The organism is Pigmentiphaga kullae (assembly GCF_004216695.1).
Taxonomy (GTDB): Bacteria; Pseudomonadota; Gammaproteobacteria; order Burkholderiales; family Burkholderiaceae_B; genus Pigmentiphaga; species Pigmentiphaga kullae.
This window is the reverse complement of sequence record NZ_SGXC01000001.1, coordinates 1,899,000-1,912,756: the sequence shown is the minus strand read 5'-3', so window position 1 is coordinate 1,912,756 and position 13,757 is coordinate 1,899,000. Positions and strand designations below refer to the sequence as shown.

Below are 13,757 nucleotides of genomic sequence, written 5' to 3'. Positions count from 1 at the left end.
GCGGCGTCAGGACAGGCCCGTCACCGGCACCACCGCGCCGTGGATGGCGCGCGCCGCCGGCGAGGCCAGGAAGCGGATCACTTCGGCCAGGTCGGCCGGCGCCACCCAGCGCGCGGGATCGGCATCCGGCATGTCGCGCCGGTTCTCGGGCGTGTCGATGATGGTGGGCATGACGCCATTGACGTTCACGCCCCGTTCGCGCAGCTCCGCGGCCATCGATTCGGTCAGCCGCATGACCGCGCTTTTCGAGGCGCAATAGGCGCCCATGCCGGCCACCCCGCGCTGGGCGGCATGGGCGGCGACGTTGACGATCCGGCCTTCGCCCCGCTCCACCATGCCGGGCACGACGGCGCGCGCGGTATGGATGATGCTGCGGGCGTTCAGGTCCAGCAGGAAATCCCAGGTGGCGTCGCTGGTCTCGTGCACCGCCTCGCCCATGCGGAAACCGCCCGCGATATTGCACAGCACGTCGATCGCGCCGTAGCGGTCGCGCGCGCGGCCCGCGGCGTCCGCCACCGCGCCGGCATCCAGCAGGTCCACCGCCGCGACCAGGCACAAGGCCGCGTCCGGCCCCGCCGGCGGCCGCGCCTCGCGGCGGTCCAGCAGCACCAGGTTGGCGCCCTCGGCGGCAAAGGCCGCGGCAACCGCGCCGCCCAGCGTTCCGGCCGCGCCGGTGATCATCACCGTGCGCCGGCCCGTCTGTGTCGATGCCATGTCAGTTCCCTTGCGCCCGCGCGGCGTGGTAGGTGCCGGTGCCCCGGGTCATGATGTCGTCTCCCGGCAGCAGGACGCCGGGCTCCAGTTCGGCTTGCTGACGGATGCGCTCGTAGATGGGCGCGAAATCCACCTGCGCCAGCTCCAGCAACTCTTCCAGATCGTGCAGCACGAAATAGGTTTCCTGGAAATCGTCGATGCGATAGCGCGTCCGCATCACGCGCTCCAGTTCGAAGCGGACCCGGTTGGGCGAGGGATCGTCCAGCGCGAACAGGCTTTCCGCGTACGACGAGATGATGCCCGAGCCGTAGATGCGCAGGCCCTCGGCCTGCTGCACCAGGCCGAACTCCACGGTGTACCAGTACACGCGGGCCAGGTTGGGCAGGACGCCCATGCGCTGGGCCCGCAGCCCGCCTTCGCCGTAGGCCTGCACGAAATCCGCCAGGATGGGATTCATCAGCATGGGCACGTGGCCGAAGACGTCGTGGAAGACGTCGGGCTCTTCCAGGTAATCGAGCTGGTCGGCGCGGCGGATGAACTGCCCGGCGGGAAAGCGCCGGTTGGCCAGGTGGTCGAAGAATACGTCGTCGGGGACCAGGCCGGGCACCGCCACGACCTGCCAGCCGGTGCGCCGGGACAGCACCTCGCTCAGGCGGCGGAAATCGGGAATCTGGTCCGCGCCTATGGGCAGGTCGCGCATGCCCGCCTCGAATTCCCGGCAGGCGCGGCCCGGCACCAGCCTGGACTGCCGCTCGAACAGGAACTTCCAGACCGCGTGTTCTTCCTGGGTGTAATGGTCCCAGCCCTGGTCCACGGTCCAGTCCGCCCGCTCCGGCCGGCCCGCCTCGCCGGCGGCAAGACCGTGCTTGGGCGCGGTCGATGGCTGCTTCATCCTGGCCTCTTACCTGGAATGGGCGCGCGCGGCCTCGTCGGCATGGCGCGCCAGGTCGATGTCGCGCTGCGTCAGGCCGTTCGCGTCATGGGTGGTCAGCGTGACGTCCACCCGGTTGTAGACGTTGGACCACTCCGGATGGTGATCGTTCTTTTCCGCGTACAGGGCGATGCGCGTCATGAACGCGAAAGCCTGGCTGAAATCCTCGAACTGGAACCGGCGCCGGATGGCGCCCCGCTGCGCGTCCAACTGCCAGTCGGGCAATTCCGCCATCGCCTGCTCGATGTCCTGCGCATTCAACTTCTGCATGGCCTGCTCCTCGCGCCGGGAGTCCGCACCGCCAGCCGCGCCCCGGCTGTCCGCGCGGCCTGCGCTCCCCAGCAAATCTTATTCCGTTGCCTTGAAACCGGAAACCCGCATCCGGTCGCTCCACTGCCCCCGCTCGCGCTCCAGCCGGGGCCCGAGCCCGGCCGTGGGCCGGCCCGGCAAGGCGTAGCCCAGATCGGCGACCGCCTTGCGGTAGGCCGGGCTGGCCAGCACCGCATCGGCACGCGCCTGCCATTCGGCCAGCCTGTCGGCCGGCGTTCCCGCCTTCACGAAAAGACCGAACCAATCCACCGCCTCGAGCTGCGGCAGGCCCGCCTCGCGCGCGGTCGGCACACCGGGCAGCTTGGCGTTGCGCTGCGGCGAGGTGATCAGCACCGCGCGCAGCTTGCCCTGGGCCTGGTAGGGCACCAGCAGTTGCTCGGTCGTGATCAGCGCCGCGACCTGTCCGCCCAGCACGTCGGTGACGGCATTGGCGCCCCCGCGGTAAGGCACGTGCGTAAGCGGCGTACCGCCCTGCCTGGCCAGTTCCGCGCCCAGGAAATGCTGCGGCGTGCCCAGCCCGGGGGTCGCGTAGTTGGCCTGGTCGGCATGGCCCTTGGCCCAGGCCATGAACTCGGCCAGCGTGGCTCCCTGCGCGGCGGGTCCCAGCGCCACGCCGAAACCGTATTCGGCCAGCGCGGACACCGGGGCGAAATCCCGGACGGCATCGTAGTTGGCGGACTTCAGCACCATGGGCGTCAGCAGCAGCGAACTGGCGGGCATCACCATCAGCGTCTGGCCGTCGGCGGGCGCCGCCTGCACGGCGTCGATGGCCAGCTTGCCGGTCGCGCCGGCGCGGTTTTCCACCACCACCGGGATGCCGGCAACCTGCCGCAGGTGCTCCGCGAATACCCGCGCCACGGCATCGGGCGCGCCGCCGGCGGGATAGCCCACCAGCAGGCGCGCGCCGGCCTGCTGCGCCTGCGCCACGCCGGCCGCGGCGGCCAGCATGGCCGCGAGCAGTCCGCGCAGGACCTTGGAATACCTCATGTCATGTCTCCTGCCTGTTCGTTCTGTCGATGACGCGGCGCCAGGCGCCGCGATGAAAGCCATTCCTCACGCCGACACCGGCGTGTATCCCCCTATGCCCGCGCCCGCCCGGATCGCCGCGTCGCCGCCGTAGCGGCGGATCAATTCGGCCTGCCGGGCCCTGGCGCGGCGATCGACCTCGCCGGGGTCGCAGAAGCCGGCCAGCCGCTCGCGCCAGGCCCGCACCCGTCCCGGCGACTGCGCGGCGATGTCGCGCAGCTCGTCCGGATCGTCGTCCAGGTCGAACAACTGGGGAGGATGGTCGCAGTAGTGGACGTACTTGGTGTGGGCATCGCGCAGCATGAAGACGCCTGCGCGCGAGCCCACGGTATGGTATTCGGACAGCACCGCGCGGCCCGCGGGCAGCTCCCGCAGCAGCGAGCGCGCCGTTGGCGAGGCCCCTCCGGCCTCGGCCGGCACGCCCACGGCGTCGAGCACGGTATCGTAGACGTCGGTCTGGCCGACGGGCGTGCGCTCGATGCGCCCGGCCGCGATGTCCGGCCCGGACAGGATCATCGGTATGCCCACCGACTCGGCGTACATGGTGCTCTTGCCCCACAGCCCCCGGGCGCCCACGTTGTCGCCGTGGTCACTCAAGTACATGACACGGGTGCTGTCGTCCAGCCCGCAGGCCTTGAGCGCCTGGAGCAGCGCGCCGACCTTGGCGTCCAGGAAACTGACCAGGCCGTAGTAGCCGGCCAGCGCCCGCCTGACGTCCGACTCGTCGCGGAAATGCACGTTGTAGCCGGTCTCGCGCGCATATTGCCGGATAAAGGGATGGGCCTCGTCGTCGATGCCGAACCGATAGGCCTTGGGCAGGCGCAGCGGCAGCCCGGCATAGCGGTCGAAGAAGGGCGCGGGCACGGTCAGCGGAAAATGCGGCGCAACCAGCGACACCATCAGCACCCAGGGCTTGTCCGGGACGGGCGCCGCCGCCTTGCGCCGCAGCCATTCGACCGCCGTGTCGCAGATGCGGTCATCGTAGCGGTTGTAGTCCGACTCGCCCGCGCGCGCCGAGGCCAGCATGTTGGCGCCGTCGCCCAGCGAGGCGGGCGGATTGCGCAGCAGCATCTTGACCTCGCCCCGGCCGCCGTGGATGTGCATGGGCAGCAGGCTCTCGGAAAAGCCATAGTCGTCCCCCTGGGCGCCGCGGTAGTGGAGCTTGCCTATGGACACCACCTCGTGCCCGCGCTCGCGCAGGACGTGGTGCCAGCCGGGCACGGCGCCGTCGTAGGCATCGACGTTGTCCCAGTACCCGGCCTCGTGCACGGCCCGCCCGGTGGCGAGCGCGGCGCGGGCCGGCACGCAGATGGGACTGGCGCACACCGCGTTGGCGAAGCGCGTGCCCGAGGCGGCCAGCGCGTCCAGGTTGGGGGTCGACACCTCGCCATGGCCGGCACAGCCCATGACGCCGGGACTGTGTTCGTCCGACAGGATGATCAGGAGATTGGAAGCCATGAAGCGGGTCGTTGAACGATGCGGAAGAGACGATGCGCGTTTTTTGTTGTGTTGTCAATGATGTTTTGACAACGAATTGGCGTCCGACACGCTCTTCTGTCAACATGGCGCCTGTTCGTTCCACTCTCGTCCCGGCCGATGCCCATGACCGCCCCCTCCCGATCCTCGTCCCGCCGGCGCGGGCCCGCGCCGGTCGATTTCGAATTGGCTTCGCTGCTGGGCTTCGTCATCTTCCGCCTGTCGTCCAGCCTGGGCGGCCTGGCCGAACGGGATGCGCAGGAGGTGGCCGGCCTGACCCTGCCCGAATACCGCTGCCTGGTGGTGCTGGCCACGCGCGGCGACATGGGCGTCACGCCCCTGTGCCAGGTCATGCACATCGACAAGGCCTGGATCAGCCGCACACTGGCCAAGCTGGCGCAGGCGGGACTGGTGGGCTCGATCCCGGACCCCGCCGATGCCCGCCGCACCATCTTCAGCGTGACGCCGCGGGGCCGGCAGACCAGCCAGGCGCTGATCGCCCGGGCCATGGACAGGCAGGCCAGGATGCTGGAAGGATTCGACGGGGAAGACGTGGAACGGCTGCTGGAACTGCTGCGCCGGATGCAGGAGAACGCCGATCGCGCGAAAGGCCCGTAGGCGGGCGGCCTAAGCGTCGCCGGCCGGCGTCCCGCAGTCCGTGCACTTCATGGGCCCCCGGCGGGGCGGGAAGATGACGCTGCTCCAGCATAGCGTCACCAGCGCCAGCGCCACCTGCGGCCAGTTCACGTCGCGCGCGAACCGCGTGCCGCCGCAGGCCTCGCATCGCGCGGCGATGGGCTGGTCGAACACTTCCTGTTGGTATTCCCCGCTGTTGCGGCGCGCCAGCACGGCCTGCGCGCGCGGCAGCGACGTTGCGGGAACCTGCACCTGCACGCCGCCCAGGGCCAGCGAGAAGGGCCAGTTGGCCCATACCTGATGCTCGTTCTGCAGCAGCACCGGGATTCCCTCGCTTTCCAGCAGCCCGCGCGTGATGTGGGCATCCCAAGGGTTGGTATGGACTTCCAGGGTGACGAACTCGGCCATTGCGCATCCCTCCCGTCGCCGCGCGGCATCCCCGGCCGCATCTAGACCCGCTCGAAGATTCCCGCGGCGCCCATGCCCGTGCCCACGCACATCGTGACCATGCCGTACTTCAGGTTCCTGCGCCGCAGCGCATGCACCACGGTCGAGGCACGGATCGCGCCGGTCGCCCCCAGCGGATGGCCGAGCGCGATCGCGCCGCCCATGGGATTGACCTTGGACGGATCCAGGCCCAGGTCGCGGATCACCGCCAGCGACTGCGCGGCAAAGGCCTCGTTGAGCTCGATCCAGTCGATGTCGGGCAGCGACAGGCCGGCCTGCCGCAGCGCGGCGGGCACCGCTTCCTTGGGGCCGATACCCATGATCTCCGGCGGCACGCCCCGCACCGTGGCGGTCACGAAACGCGCCAGCGGCACCAGGTTGAATTCCTTGAGCACCTTCTCGGACACCAGCACCAGCGCGCCCGCGCCGTCCGAGGTCTGGGAACTGTTGCCCGCGGTCACGCTGCCCTTGGCCGCGAACACCGGCCGCAGGCGGCCCAGCGCCTCGGCGCTGGTATCGGCGCGCGGCCCCTCGTCCAGCGACATCGTGCGCTTGCGCACCGCCACCTTCTCCGCCTCCAGGTCGGGAAGGCGCGTCACCACTTCGATGGGCGCGATCTCGTCCTTGAACTCGCCCGCCTGCTGGGCGGCCAACGCCTTCTGGTGCGAGGCCAGCGCAAACGCATCCTGGTCCTCCCGCGACACCTTCCACTGGGCGGCCACCTTCTCGGCGGTCAGGCCCATTCCGTAGGCAATGCCGATGTTCTCGTCGCCCTCGAACACCTTCGGGTTCAGCGACGGATTGACGCCCATCATCGGCACCATGCTCATCGACTCGGTGCCGCCGGCGATCATCACGTCGGCTTCGCCCACGCGGATCCGGTCGGCGGCCATCGCGATGGCGGTCAGCCCCGACGCGCAGAAACGGTTCACCGTGACCGCGCCCACGCTTTGCGGCAGGCCGGCCAGCAGGGTGGAAATCCTGGCCACGTTCATCCCCTGCGCGCCCTCCGGCATCGCGCAACCAATGATGGCATCCTGGATCCGCTGCGGATCCAGCCCCGGCACCTGCGCCAGCGCCGCCCGCAGCGCATGGATCAACAAATCATCCGGCCGCACCGTCCGCAGCGCCCCCCGCGGCGCCTTCCCGATCGGCGTGCGCGACGCGGCAACGACATACGCATCCTGAACCTGACGTGACATCCCCATCTCCTTCAATTCGTCCGTGGCGCCGGCAAGCGCCGCCATATTCCAAAGCCCTGCTCACCCAGGATGCGGTGGATCCGGCTCCGCCGGTCCACCCGCATCGCCCCCTGGGGGGCGCGCGTCAGCGCGTAGGGGGGGGCCACATCAATTCCTCACAGGCTTGCCGGTCTGCATCATGCCCATCAGGCGCTCCTGGGTCTTGGGTTCGCCCAGCAGCGACATGAACGTCTTGCGCTCCAGCGCCATGATCCACTGTTCGTCCACCAGCGCCCCCGCCTCGATCTCACCGCCGCACAGGATCTCGGCAATCGCATGGCCCAGGCGGTAGTCGTAGTCCGAGATGAAACCGCCGTCGCGCATGTTCACCAGTTGCGCGCTCAGCATGGCGATGCCCTCGCTGCCGGCGGCCGCGAAAGGCGCCTTCCACGGCGCGCGCCAGCCCGTGTCGTGCAGCGACTGCGCCTCGCGGATGGCGGCGTACAGCACCTCGTGCACGTTGAACACGATGGGATCGTCGTCCAGCAGGTAGCCCATGCGCCGGGCCTCGACCGCGGACTTGGAAACCTGCGCCGTGGCGGCCTGGAAGGCATATTTCTTCAAGAAGGCCATCAGCGGCATGTCGGGCGCCAGCGCCCGCTCCTGCGCCGCGCGCCGGGCCAGGTAGGTCAGGCCGCCACCACCCGGGATCAGCCCCACGCCCACCTCGACCAGGCCGAGATAGGTCTCGAAGTGCGCCACGCGGCGCGCGCAGTACACCGACAGCTCGCAGCCTCCGCCCAGCGCCATGCCCGCCAGCGCGGCCACCGTGGGCACCTGGGCGTAGCGCAGCCGCAGCATCAACTGCTGCAGGCGTTCCTCCTCGGGCGCGACAGCCTGCACGCCGCCGCTCATGAACAGCGGCACGATGGCCTGCAGGTCGGCGCCCGCCGAGAACGGCTCGCCCGGATTCCAGACCACCAGCCCGCGGTAGCTTTCCTCGGCCAGATCCACCGCGCGCAGCAGCCCCAGCGTCACGGCGGGGCTGATGGTATGCATCTTGGTCTTGAACGAGGCGATCAGCACATCGTCCAGGCCGGTGCGGTCCAACGTCCACAGGCGCACGGCCTCGTCCTCGAAAACCGTCTTGCCGGCAGCCAGCGGCACGATGCCCTCGCCCGCCAGCGGCGCGCGGAAGATCTGGCGCGCGTAGACCGGCAGGCTGGAGCGCGGCTCGAACCTGCCCGCCGCCGGATTCCACGACCCTTCCGGCGTGTGCACGCCGCCGCGCTCGGCCACCGGACCGCTGGTCACCCAGGCCGGCAGCGGCGCGCTGGACAGCGTCTTGCCCGCCGCGATGTCCGCCTGCACCCACTCCGCGACCTTCAGCCAACCCGCCTGCTGCCACAGCTCGAACGGGCCCACGCCCTGGCCGAAGCCCCAGCGCATGGCGAAGTCCACGTCGCGCGCGGTGCCGGCGATGTCTGCCAGGTGCACGGCGATGTACTGGAAGGTGTCGCGCAGGATGGCCCACAGGAACTGGGCCTGCGGATGCTCGCTGTCGCGCAGCGCCTGCAGGCGCTGCCCGGCGTCCTTGTTCTTCAGGATGCGCGCGACCGCGTCGTCGGCCTTGCCGTCGGCCGGCACGTACTCGCCCTTGGCCGGGTCCAGCCGCAGGATGGCCTTGCCCTGCTTGCGGAAGAACCCCGCGCCCGTCTTCTGCCCCAGCGCGCCCTGCTTGATCAGCCCGGCCAGCACCGGCGGCGTGCCGTAGTGCGCGGCGAACGGATCGTCGGGCAGGTAATCCTCCATCGTCTTGATGACGTGCGCCAGCGTATCCAGCCCGACCACGTCGCCGGTGCGGAAAGTGCCGGATTTGGCGCGGCCCAGCTTGGCGCCGGTCAGGTCATCCACCACGTCGTAGGTCAGCCCGAAGCGCTCGGCCTCGATCATCGCCGACAGCAGTCCGAACACCCCGACGCGGTTGCCGATGAAATTGGGCGTGTCCTTGGCCCGCACCACGCCCTTGCCCAGCACCGTGGTCAGGAAGGCTTCCAGGCGGTCCAGGATGGCGGGCTCGGTATGCGCGGTGGGAATCAGCTCCACCAGGTGCATGTAGCGCGGCGGATTGAAGAAGTGCACGCCGCAGAAGCGCGGCAGCAGCGCCGGCGCCATGCCCTTGGACAGCTCGGTGATCGACAGGCCCGAGGTATTGGTGGCGAAGATGGCCTGCGGACCGATCGCCGACGCCACCTTCGCGTACAGATCATGCTTCCAGTCCATGCGTTCGGCAATGGCCTCGATCACGAGGTCGCATTCCTTCAGCTTGGCCAGGTCGTCTTCGTAATTGGCGGGCTCGATCAGCGCCGCCAGTTCCGGCACCGCCAGCGGGGCGGGGCTGAGCTTGCGCAGATTGTCGATGGCCTTCAGGACGATGCCGTTCTTGGGGCCTTCCTTGGCGGGCAAATCGAACAGCACGACCGGCACCTTGGCATTGACGCAGTGCGCGGCGATCTGGGCGCCCATGACGCCGGCTCCCAGCACGGCGACTTTGCGGACAATGAAATTCGACATGATCTTCCTGGCGGTAAGCGGGCCGGCATCGCCGGCCCCATCTATAAGGGGCATGCGTGGCGAGGCCGGCGCATGAGCGGACTGAGGAAACCCGGCATCAGGCGGCCACCCGCGCATCGGGCGGCCCGTCACACCGGATAGTCTACCGCCGTGGAGAACTTCCTGCGTCCTGGCGGCCACCCATGCGAAGCGTACGACTCCCTCACAGCGCCGGAGTCGCCGCTGCATGGTGCGCGAAGAATACGCCGGAACCGCCCACGGTGCACTTGCCACTCATGTCCACAGGCACCACTTCGCCTCCCGTCAAGGAGCTTGCCATGCGCAACAAGGCCTACGTCATCCTTTCCCTGCCCGTCTACCTGCTGGCCGCATGCTCGGCGATCCCAGCCAAAGTCAGCCTGCTGTCACAAGAAGACGGCAGCTACCGCAGCATCGCGATTGCTGCCAGCGAGCAACATTCATTGAACGATTCGCTCGGACTGGCCAAATCCACTTGTTTCAATCGGCAGCTTCGCCACATCGTAATCAAGACCCACTCTCGCCTTTTGGGGCCTCCCCTGAAAGCAGCCGGCCGACGCGGCCAACCCGCTGAACTGGCTGCCTATGTCAACACACCGGTGTTCCCTTCATTAAGCACCAGCAACGACTACGAAACAGACACCCAGTTCAGATGTGTATAGGACTACGCCGCGCGCTCCGTCTTACTGGTCCGTGCGGCACAGCGTCGCAGAAACCTACCGCCGCCCATCCATCACCCATGCGAAACATCGTTGAGGCATCTCTTCCTACAGGATAGCCACGACGGTCTCACTCAAGGAAATATCATGCATGTCACCCCTCACAACCCCTCACCGCTGGATACGGCTCACGCATCCGAGCCTCCCCCTCAAGAGGGCTCGAACCGTGAACGGCCTCCGCCTCCAACTTCGTTGAATACTTCTTCGAACGAATTGGTCAGGCGGGGCAACTCCATCGAACTGTCGCTTCGCGATGCCGTATCCATCCACAACACTTCTACGGCAACTCGGGTGGCACTTCGTGCGGACCTGCTCGCGGTAACCCAGCGACAGTTCGCCTCGTTCAAGAACGGAGAAAACGACGCCGCGGTCGAAGTGCTCGCGCAGCAGCGGGCGGACCGACTGCTTGAGCGGGGCGAAAACCCGCACGAATTGGAAAGCCTTTTTACCTTTGCCGATCTGGCTATCGATCTTCCCGCCAACGCCCTAAAGGGTTTCGCCAATGGCGCTCCATTTGCCATGGCCAATCTGATCGCCAAATTCCTGCCGGCGATGGCCCCGGCCAAGCAAGGTGCCCTATCCGGTGCGATAACAATTCTTCTGGTTCATTTCGGATCGAACATCAATAGCAAGGCAACGGACACGCCGTCGTGGGGCAAGACTCGCGAATCGCTGGAACCAACCTTAGCCGAAGGCGACCGCCGCGATCAGATGACCGCAATCGATGTATTCAAGAAGATAGGCACCACCTTCCAACTGTTCCCAGTCTCGTTCGCTGCCTCCGGTGCGATCAACTCCGGCCTCGCCCAAGCGAACCTTGATGCTGGAATCAAAGCTCAATTTGCCATCGGCCCGGCTACTGCAATGGTCGGCAGCGCCGTGGTGGACAGCGCGGGACATTTCGTGGAACTCAGTCCACGCTGAAGGCGTCCCGATGCGACTTGGTGCTGTAGAGCCCCGCATCGATCTTGCGCAACTGCGGCAGGCCGGTGCCCGCCTTGGGTTGGGCCGCGATGTACTCCAGGAACACATCGGCATCCAACACGCCCACGTCCAGCCTGCGCGACGCCGGGACCGCCGCCAGCGTGGCATAGCCGTCGCCGCCGTTGGCATTGAAGCTCAGCACGAACAGCTTGTAGGTGCGGGTGGCATCGCCCAGGTCCAGCAGCGCCCAGTTGCCGGTGGCGCTGTCGCGCAGCTCGATGTTGGCGACGCGGCTGCCCTTGGGCCGGGTGGCGTCCACGTCCCAGCGCAATCCGCCGGTGTAGGGATAGGGCCCGGTGGCGCCGGTGCCGCCATAGGTGGCCTCGATACCGTCTTCCAGCAGGTTCTTGATTTCCGTGGCGGTCACTTCCAGGCGGTACAACTGGTTGCCGAAGGGGACGACTTCGATCGCGCGTCCGGCGGTGATGTCGCCTTGCAGGGGTACGCGCACTCCGCCGCCGCTTTGCAGCGTCAGGTCGGCGCCGCCATAGGACTTCTGCGCGATTTCGAGGAAAGCCTGCGCGACGATCTGCTGGATGTCGCCGCCGCGGCGGGTCACGTCGCCCTGCGCATTGCAGGCCGCGCTCGAACGGCCGTAGTCGTTCCAGCCGGCGGTCTGCGTGGGCGATCCGCCCGGGACGCGGCGCGAGCACAGTTCCTCGGGAGCCTGCGCGACGACGGTCTTGTTGAACTCGTCCACCTTCAGCTTGAAGGGTTGCAGCCGCTGCGCGGCCGCGGCGTTGGGCGCGGTCACCTTGAGGAAGCCGCTGGCCTGCACGTCCGCCAGGATCGCGGTCCGGTCAGCCGCACCCACCGCCGCGCCGCCGATGGCGAAGTCATCGCCGATCAGGGCATGCGGCGTGCCCTCGCACTTGCTGACCTCGCCCTTCGCGTCGAACTCGACTTTCAGCTCGCCCACCACCCGGCTGTACTCCCAGACCTGGACCAGGCACACCGGCTTGCCCTGCTTGTCGGTCACCCGCGTGGGATACGCGCCGCCCGGCGTCGCGCCCATGCCGTAGGTGGCCGCCATCGCGTCGGGACCCAGCAGGGTGTGCGAATCGCCGCCCACCAGCACGTCCACGCCGTCGAGCCTGGCGATGATCTGCTTGTCGTAGCCGTAGCCGGTGTGGCTGAGCAGGATGATCTTGTCGATGCCCTGCTTGCGCAGCGCGTCGATCTGGCGCTGGGCGGCCACCGCCTCGTCCTCGAACACCGTGCCCTTGTCGGGGCTGGAGGAAGCCTGGGTTTTGGCCGCGATCGTCAGGCCGATGATGCCGATCTTCTGGCCGTCGCGTTCGACGATGGTCGAGGGCGACACGGCGCCCGGCGCGCGCGAGGGATGCAGCGCCGACGCCGCGGCGAAGCTGACGTTGGCGCTCAGCACGGGCGTCTTGCAGCTTCCGGCGTGGAGCAGGTCGATGAAACCCTTCAGGCCACTGTCACCTTTGTCGAACTCGTGGTTGCCCAGCGCGAAGGCGTCGAAGCACACGGTATTCATCATGGCGGCATCGGGCTCGCCCACCGCGCCCGCCCGGTTGAAATACAGCGTACCGGTCAGCGCGTCGCCGGCGTGCAGCTTCAGCACGTTGGGGGACTTCGCCGCCAGCTCGTCGATCGCGCTCTTGACCCGGGGGAAGCCGCCGGCCGACACCGTGACCGCCTTGCGCGAGCCGTCGGCCACTTTCAATTGCAGCGTGGACGAAGTCGCGTCCAGGTGGGAATGGTGGTCGTTGATATGCAGGATGGTCAGCGCCAGGGGCCGCGCCTGCGGCCCCGGGTCGACGGGAATGGGATCGTCGTCGCCCGACGACAGGCACCCCGCCGTCAGCAGAACCGCGGCCAGGCCCGCGCCGGCCCCCAGGATCTTTTTCATGGTCTTCGTCCGTATGTCCACAGAAGATCGCCAAGCATGGCGACCTGTCATGTAACGGTCGTGAAGCTTCCATGAACATCCTGTTGCACCCGTCAGAACAGCCCGAACAACGCAGCCAGCCCCAGACAGGCGAAGATCAGCGCCGCGATGCCATGCACCAGGCGCACCGGCAGCCTGTGGGCCAGCTTGTCGCCCAGCAGCACGGCCGGCACGTTGGCGATCAGCATGCCCAGGGTGGTTCCGGCCACGACGGCGTAATAGGCCTGGAACTGGGCGACCAGCGCGACGGTCGCGACCTGCGTCTTGTCTCCCATCTCCGCCAGGAAGAACGCCACGACCGTGGTGCCGAACACGCCCAGCCGGAGCCTGCCGGTGTCGGCTTCGTCGAGCTTGTCGGGAACGAGCATCCAGGCCGCCATGGCGATGAAGGAAACGCCCAGTATCCAGCGCAGCGCATCGGGGCCGATGACCTGCGTCAGCCATGCGCCGACGGCGCCGGCCAGGGCGTGATTGACGATGGTTGCGGTGAAGATGCCCAGGATGATGGGCCAGGGCCGCCGCCAGCGGGCAGCCAGGAACAGGGCGAGTAGTTGGGTTTTGTCGCCGATCTCGGCCAGGGCGACGATGCCGGTCGAGACGAGGAAGGCTTCCATGTTTGATACGCGCTCCGGGCCGGACGGTTGACCGAATGATCGTGCAACAGCCCCGGCCCACCGGAAGCTGCACGATCAAAGGTCTTGCCAAGTCCTGGACCGCCTGCGCCATGCCCGTAGGCAAGTGTGTTGACGCAGGCCCTTGCACCCGAAGGCAAGGAGGCTACTCCCCAATGACGGGCGCAAGTATAG

The 13,757-nt window shown here is 68.1% G+C and carries 13 protein-coding genes and 1 riboswitch; of the genes, 3 read left to right on the top strand and 10 right to left on the bottom strand.

Annotated elements, in window-relative coordinates; genetic code table 11:
- Positions 1 to 6 precede the first annotated feature (6 nt).
- The 5 genes from EV675_RS09405 to EV675_RS09385 all read right to left on the bottom strand — a co-directional run bounded on the left by EV675_RS09405 (position 7) and on the right by EV675_RS09385 (position 4,459).
- Positions 7 to 714, bottom strand: a complete 708-nt coding sequence (locus EV675_RS09405; protein ID WP_130356999.1) for an SDR family NAD(P)-dependent oxidoreductase — start codon at positions 712 to 714, stop codon at positions 7 to 9.
- A 1-nt stretch (position 715) separates the two neighbouring features.
- Entirely contained in the window at positions 716 to 1,606 is an 891-nt protein-coding gene (gene phhA, locus EV675_RS09400) for a phenylalanine 4-monooxygenase (protein WP_130356998.1), read from the bottom strand.
- A 9-nt stretch (positions 1,607 to 1,615) separates the two neighbouring features.
- Complete coding sequence (locus tag EV675_RS09395) at positions 1,616 to 1,987, bottom strand: 4a-hydroxytetrahydrobiopterin dehydratase (RefSeq protein WP_423213223.1); 372 nt, start codon at positions 1,985 to 1,987, stop codon at positions 1,616 to 1,618.
- A 6-nt stretch (positions 1,988 to 1,993) separates the two neighbouring features.
- A complete protein-coding gene (locus EV675_RS09390) occupies positions 1,994 to 2,962 on the bottom strand; it encodes a tripartite tricarboxylate transporter substrate-binding protein (protein WP_165404516.1) in 969 nt (322 codons plus the stop codon).
- Positions 2,963 to 3,028: 66 nt separating this feature from the next.
- Entirely contained in the window at positions 3,029 to 4,459 is a 1,431-nt protein-coding gene (locus EV675_RS09385) for a sulfatase family protein (RefSeq protein WP_130356995.1), read from the bottom strand.
- A 144-nt stretch (positions 4,460 to 4,603) separates the two neighbouring features.
- Here EV675_RS09385 and EV675_RS09380 point away from each other — a divergent pair, with 144 nt between their 5' ends.
- Positions 4,604 to 5,095, top strand: coding sequence for a MarR family winged helix-turn-helix transcriptional regulator (locus EV675_RS09380; RefSeq protein ID WP_165404515.1), 492 nt, complete (start codon positions 4,604 to 4,606; stop codon positions 5,093 to 5,095).
- Between the two features lie 9 nt (positions 5,096 to 5,104).
- Here EV675_RS09380 and EV675_RS09375 read toward each other — a convergent pair whose 3' ends face one another.
- From EV675_RS09375 to EV675_RS09365, 3 genes are all read right to left on the bottom strand, one after another.
- Positions 5,105 to 5,521 carry a putative signal transducing protein gene (locus tag EV675_RS09375; RefSeq protein ID WP_130356993.1) on the bottom strand — a complete coding sequence of 139 codons (417 nt, stop codon included), beginning with the start codon at positions 5,519 to 5,521 and terminating at the stop codon, positions 5,105 to 5,107.
- 41 nt (positions 5,522 to 5,562) lie between these two features.
- Positions 5,563 to 6,762, bottom strand: a complete 1,200-nt coding sequence (locus EV675_RS09370; protein ID WP_130356992.1) for an acetyl-CoA C-acyltransferase — start codon at positions 6,760 to 6,762, stop codon at positions 5,563 to 5,565.
- A gap of 147 nt (positions 6,763 to 6,909) precedes the next feature.
- Positions 6,910 to 9,315, bottom strand: a complete 2,406-nt coding sequence (locus EV675_RS09365; protein WP_130356991.1) for a 3-hydroxyacyl-CoA dehydrogenase/enoyl-CoA hydratase family protein — start codon at positions 9,313 to 9,315, stop codon at positions 6,910 to 6,912.
- A 317-nt stretch (positions 9,316 to 9,632) separates the two neighbouring features.
- On the opposite strand from EV675_RS09365, the gene EV675_RS09360 reads away from it, so the two are divergent.
- Positions 9,633 to 9,995, top strand: coding sequence for a hypothetical protein (locus tag EV675_RS09360; RefSeq protein ID WP_130356990.1), 363 nt, complete (start codon positions 9,633 to 9,635; stop codon positions 9,993 to 9,995).
- Positions 9,996 to 10,139: 144 nt separating this feature from the next.
- A complete protein-coding gene (locus EV675_RS09355) occupies positions 10,140 to 10,976 on the top strand; it encodes a hypothetical protein (protein ID WP_130356989.1) in 837 nt (278 codons plus the stop codon).
- On the opposite strand, the gene EV675_RS09350 is transcribed toward EV675_RS09355, so the two are convergent.
- Both EV675_RS09350 and EV675_RS09345 read right to left on the bottom strand, forming a co-directional pair.
- Positions 10,963 to 12,912 carry a bifunctional metallophosphatase/5'-nucleotidase gene (locus EV675_RS09350; protein ID WP_130356988.1) on the bottom strand — a complete coding sequence of 650 codons (1,950 nt, stop codon included), beginning with the start codon at positions 12,910 to 12,912 and terminating at the stop codon, positions 10,963 to 10,965. The genes EV675_RS09355 and EV675_RS09350 overlap by 14 nt on opposite strands.
- Positions 12,913 to 13,004: 92 nt before the next feature.
- Positions 13,005 to 13,565, bottom strand: coding sequence for a TMEM165/GDT1 family protein (locus EV675_RS09345; protein WP_130356987.1), 561 nt, complete (start codon positions 13,563 to 13,565; stop codon positions 13,005 to 13,007).
- Positions 13,566 to 13,582: 17 nt separating this feature from the next.
- Positions 13,583 to 13,749, bottom strand: a riboswitch (yybP-ykoY riboswitch).
- Positions 13,750 to 13,757 lie beyond the last annotated feature (8 nt).

Bases quoted from the DNA above. Each gene is read 5' to 3' on its own strand.
- EV675_RS09405 (WP_130356999.1), bottom strand. From the start codon at position 714: ATGGCATCGACACAGACGGGCCGGCGCACGGTGATGATCACCGGCGCG.
- phhA (WP_130356998.1), bottom strand. From the start codon at position 1,606: ATGAAGCAGCCATCGACCGCGCCCAAGCACGGTCTTGCCGCCGGCGAG.
- EV675_RS09390 (WP_165404516.1), bottom strand. From the start codon at position 2,962: ATGAGGTATTCCAAGGTCCTGCGCGGACTGCTCGCGGCCATGCTGGCC.
- EV675_RS09385 (WP_130356995.1), bottom strand. From the start codon at position 4,459: ATGGCTTCCAATCTCCTGATCATCCTGTCGGACGAACACAGTCCCGGC.
- EV675_RS09380 (WP_165404515.1), top strand. From the start codon at position 4,604: ATGACCGCCCCCTCCCGATCCTCGTCCCGCCGGCGCGGGCCCGCGCCG.
- EV675_RS09375 (WP_130356993.1), bottom strand. From the start codon at position 5,521: ATGGCCGAGTTCGTCACCCTGGAAGTCCATACCAACCCTTGGGATGCC.
- EV675_RS09370 (WP_130356992.1), bottom strand. From the start codon at position 6,762: ATGTCACGTCAGGTTCAGGATGCGTATGTCGTTGCCGCGTCGCGCACG.
- EV675_RS09365 (WP_130356991.1), bottom strand. From the start codon at position 9,315: ATGTCGAATTTCATTGTCCGCAAAGTCGCCGTGCTGGGAGCCGGCGTC.
- EV675_RS09360 (WP_130356990.1), top strand. From the start codon at position 9,633: ATGCGCAACAAGGCCTACGTCATCCTTTCCCTGCCCGTCTACCTGCTG.
- EV675_RS09355 (WP_130356989.1), top strand. From the start codon at position 10,140: ATGCATGTCACCCCTCACAACCCCTCACCGCTGGATACGGCTCACGCA.
- EV675_RS09350 (WP_130356988.1), bottom strand. From the start codon at position 12,912: ATGAAAAAGATCCTGGGGGCCGGCGCGGGCCTGGCCGCGGTTCTGCTG.
- EV675_RS09345 (WP_130356987.1), bottom strand. From the start codon at position 13,565: ATGGAAGCCTTCCTCGTCTCGACCGGCATCGTCGCCCTGGCCGAGATC.